The 656-nt window shown below is 46.6% G+C and carries 1 protein-coding gene; it reads left to right on the forward strand.

Going from position 1 to position 656, the window contains the following annotated elements; genetic code table 11:
- On the forward strand, positions 1 to 600 hold a 600-nt coding region (locus tag C4N23_RS13710), incomplete at its 5' end, for a S24 family peptidase (protein WP_146746495.1).
- Positions 601 to 656: the final 56 nt, after the last annotated feature.

Here is a 656-nt window from a genome sequence, read left to right on the forward strand (position 1 = left end):
TATCAACTAGTTGCAATCTGCTACGCATTGAACATCAAGGAGGGTCCTTCCTACTTTACAAAGAACTTTCAGAAACCCGCCCTTCTAAATGACATCGGGCAAAAAAAAGTCGCTGAGTACGAAATGGACTTGATTGCATCCCGGCGCTACCAGCCAGACGCAGAAGAGCCCGCGGAAATCGACTACATAATGATGCCTGTATCAGAGTTGCCAGTATCGGCAGGTCTAGGAGCTTTTCTTGAGGGTGAAATGTTCCAGCAGATACAAGTGCCTGCCAGTAGCGTTCCGGCTGGTGCCGAGTTCGGGATATACGTTAGCGGTGATAGTATGGAGCCGCGTTATCATAACGGACAGATTGTATGGGTGAAGCGCTGCGAAGAACTTGAATGCGGGGATATCGGGATATTCGTATATGATGACTGTGGATATCTGAAAAAATACGACGAACATACCCCAGACAAATCCCAAGCAGAGTTCCTTACCGACAGCTATGGCGTGGTGCATAACCAACCGGTTTTGGTCTCTCTTAACACCAAATATTCGCCGATCCTTATATCTCCAGAGCAAAGATTTGAGATCGTTGGAAAAGTTTTGAACTAAAAAGATGGGAGGGGTTTTCGTGGATACGATCAAGCGTGTTCAGGATTTGATGCAAG

Source organism: Faecalibacterium hattorii, assembly GCF_003287455.1.
Classification (GTDB): Bacteria; Bacillota; Clostridia; order Oscillospirales; family Ruminococcaceae; genus Faecalibacterium; species Faecalibacterium hattorii.